5 protein-coding genes are annotated in these 3,377 nt (G+C 65.7%); 3 read left to right on the top strand and 2 right to left on the bottom strand.

The features are described 5' to 3' along the window. Positions 1-373, bottom strand: a 373-nt coding sequence (locus tag IV091_RS01855; protein WP_293464375.1) for a TRAP transporter small permease subunit, incomplete at its 3' end; no start/stop codon positions are given. Then, positions 370-879 carry a gluconokinase gene (locus IV091_RS01860; protein ID WP_293464377.1) on the bottom strand — a complete coding sequence of 170 codons (510 nt, stop codon included), beginning with the start codon at positions 877-879 and terminating at the stop codon, positions 370-372. The genes IV091_RS01860 and IV091_RS01855, both read right to left, overlap by 4 nt. Positions 880-1,068: 189 nt before the next feature. Here IV091_RS01860 and IV091_RS01865 point away from each other — a divergent pair, with 189 nt between their 5' ends. The 3 genes from IV091_RS01865 to IV091_RS01875 all read left to right on the top strand — a co-directional run. Next, entirely contained in the window at positions 1,069-2,094 is a 1,026-nt protein-coding gene (locus IV091_RS01865; RefSeq protein WP_293464379.1) for a LacI family DNA-binding transcriptional regulator, read from the top strand. A gap of 166 nt (positions 2,095-2,260) precedes the next feature. After that, positions 2,261-2,737, top strand: a complete 477-nt coding sequence (locus IV091_RS01870) for a 4Fe-4S dicluster domain-containing protein (RefSeq protein WP_293464381.1) — start codon at positions 2,261-2,263, stop codon at positions 2,735-2,737. Positions 2,738-2,749: 12 nt separating this feature from the next. Beyond that, positions 2,750-3,377 (top strand): aldehyde ferredoxin oxidoreductase N-terminal domain-containing protein (locus IV091_RS01875; protein ID WP_293464383.1); only part of this gene is annotated, 628 nt, incomplete at its 3' end.

The raw sequence follows: 3,377 nt of genomic DNA on the forward strand, positions 1-3,377 counted from the left end.
GGCTGCCAAAGCCGACCACCACCTGCTGCCAGGCGCCCCAGCCGATCAGCACGCAAGCCATCAGCACCAGCAGGCGGATGAAAACCGTCATGGCCAGCATCAGGCGCGGCTTTTTGTTCAGCATGGCCACCAGGCTGGTGAAGGCCATGTGCTCGCCCGCCGGGTAGGCGGCGGTGGCGCCTATGAACACCATCCAGACGAACAGCAGGCGCGACAGTTCCTCGCTGGCCGGCAGGCCGCTGCCAAAGCCGTAGCGCAGCACGATGTTGACGAACACCGCCACGGCCATGACGCCCAGGCAGCCGGCCAGCAGCATGTTGCTGATGCGCTGGAAGCGGCTTTTCGGCGCTTCGATCAGGGGTTCGGTACTCATGCCTGCTCCTTGTGGGGGTTGAGCCACGCCGTGACTTCGGCCTGCAGCTGTGCCAGCGGCTTGAGCGCGTCGACGCGCAGCACGCCCGGCTCGCCGGTCGGCGCTTCGAGCGTGGCGAACTGGCTGTCGACCAGCGTGGTCGAGAAAAAATGCTGCGCCGCGCGCGCCGCGACCCGCGCCTGCGCCTGTTCGCGGCCGATGTCCAGGAACACGAAGCGAAGGCCGGGCGCGGCCTGGCGCAGGCGCTCGCGGTAGGCCCGCTTGAGGGCCGAGCAGGTCAGCACCAAGCCTTCGGGGTGGGCGCGCAGCTGCCCGCTCAGTGTCGCCAGCCAGCCGTCGCGGTCGGCGTCGTCCAGGGCAATGCCCTGGCTCATCTTGGCGCGGCTGGCCGGGCTGTGAAAGTCATCGCCTTCCACTAGCGGCAAGCCGGTGGCCTGCGCGAGCGCCGCGCCCAGGCTGGACTTGCCGCAACCGGCCACACCCATGATCACAAGGGAATCTGTCATGTTCTTAAATCTTGGATAGCGCTATCCGAAAAGGCCAAAATAAAGGGTGGCGGCCTGGATTTCCCTTTTTGCTTTTTGCAGGGCGCCTGCGAGGGCGACCTAGGGAATGTCCGGCTGGCGCTCACCTTGGGATAGCGCTATCCTATGCGAGCATCAGCCCCTCACAAATCAGTAGTTTCCCTAGGATTCATGACTCCAGCCTCCCTTCGTCCCCGCGCCACCGGCCGCGTTACCCTGGCCGACGTGGCGCGCGCCGCCGGTGTCAGCCCGATCACCGTGTCGCGTGCCCTGCGCGGCGAGCGCGCGGTCGATCCGGTGCTGGTCGAGCGTGTGCAGGCGGCGGCGCGCACGCTGGGCTATGTGCCCGATCCGGCCGCCCGCGCGCTGGCGTCGCAACGCAGCGCGCACGTCACGGTGCTGGTGCCCATGCTCTCGAACGCGCTGTTCGTGGATGTGCTTGAAGCCGTGCAACGATGCCTGCGGCCGGCCGGCTACCAGACGCTGATGGGCGTGACGCACTACAACGCCGAGGAAGAGGAGCAACTGCTGCGCGAGCAACTGCTGCAGCGCCCGGCCGGCCTGCTGGTGACCGGCATGGAGCGCAGCGACGCGGCCCGCGCCCTGATTACCCAAAGTGGCGTGCCTTGCGTGCATTTGATGGAGGTGTCGGGCGCGCCAGGCGTGTACAGCGTCGGCTTTTCGCAGGCGGATGCCGGGGCAGAGATGACCCGGCACCTGCTCGGCCGCGGCCGCCGGCGCATCGCCTTTGCGGCAGCCCAGCTTGATGCGCGCACGCTGCAGCGGCGGGACGGCTGGCGCCGGGAGTTGGGCGCGGCTGGTTTGTACGACGCCAGGCTTGAATGGCTGGACCCGGCGCCTTCGTCGATTGCACTGGGCGCGCGCATGTTCGAGCAGATCATCCAGGCGCAGCCCGATGTGGACGCGGTGTTTTTTTGCAATGACGACCTGGCGCAAGGCGCCCTGCTGGCCGCCCTGCGGCTGGGCGTGGCGGTGCCGGGCCGGGTCGCGGTGGCGGGCTTTAATGATCTCACGGGCAGCGACCAGATGCTGCCGCCGCTGACCACGGTGCGCACCCCGCGCGCTGAAATCGGCACGGCCGCGGCGCGCATGCTGCTGTCGCTGATGAGCGGGGAAGCCGTGGCATCGCCGTGCGTGGACCTGGGCTATGAAGTGGTGGTGCGGGCCAGCACCTGACGGCCCCATGCGCGGCCCGGCTGTCGCATATTGAGAATTTCGGCCCTGGCGCGTGCCGGCTCAGGGTTTGTCCTAGGTGGGTTTGCCCGACTGACTTGAACAATGCCTATGCAGCTTCATTCATAGCAAAGCCGTTCAATGGCGGCTACCCCAAGGAGAGTTCCCCATGCAAAAGGTGTTGCACATCAACCCGGAAAAATGCACTGGCTGTCTGCAGTGCGAAATGGCCTGTTCCTTTGAGAACTACGGTGTTTTCGCCCCCGCCAAGTCGCGCATCAAGGTTTTTGACTTTCACGACACCGGCAAGAAGGTGCCCTACACCTGCACCCAGTGCGACGAAGCCTGGTGCCTGCATGCCTGCCCGGTGGAAGCCATTACCGTCGACAAGGCCACCGGCGCCAAGGTCGTCAACGAAACCACCTGCGTCGGCTGCAAGGTCTGCACGATCGCCTGCCCGTTTGGCACCATCAATTACGTGCAGGAAACCGGCAAGGTGCAAAAGTGCGACCTGTGCGGCGGCGACCCCGCCTGCGTCGAGGCCTGCCCCACGCAGGCCATCACCTTCATCGACGCCAACTGGACCGGCCTGACCAAGATGCAGCAGTGGGCTGACAAGCTTGGCAACCAGCCTTCCGCGATTTAAGGAGTCATAAAAATGTCTTGGGCAGGAAAAATTCTTCGCGTTGACTTGACCGCTGGCGTCGTCAAATCTGAATCCCTCAACATGGCCTGGGCCGAAACCTACCTGGGCTCGCGCGGGCTGGGCAGCAAATACCTGGTGTCCGAAGTCGACCCCAAGGTGGACCCGCTGTCGGAAGGTAACAAGATCATCTGGGCCACCGGCCCGCTGACCGGCACCATGGCGTCCACTGGCGGGCGCTACACCGTCATCACCAAAAGCCCGCTGACGGGCGCCATCGCCTGCTCCAACTCGGGCGGCTACTGGGGCGCCGAGCTCAAGATGGCGGGCTGGGACATGGTGATCTTCGAGGGCAAATCGGCCAAGCCGGTCTACCTCTACATCAACGACGACACGGCCGAGTTGCGCGACGCCGACTGGCTCTGGGGCAAGAGCGTCTGGGAAACCGAGGAGATGCTCAAAAAAGGCCTGCAGGACCCGCTGATGCGCGTCTCCAGCATTGGCAAGGCCGGTGAAAACGGCGTGCTGTATGCCGCCGTGGTCAACGACCTGCACCGCGCGGCGGGCCGCTCGGGCGTGGGCACCGTGATGGGCAGCAAGAACCTCAAGGCGATTGCGGTGCGCGGCACCAAGGGCGTGGGCA

The organism is Polaromonas sp. (genome assembly GCF_018780625.1).
Lineage (GTDB): Bacteria > Pseudomonadota > Gammaproteobacteria > Burkholderiales > Burkholderiaceae_C > Polaromonas.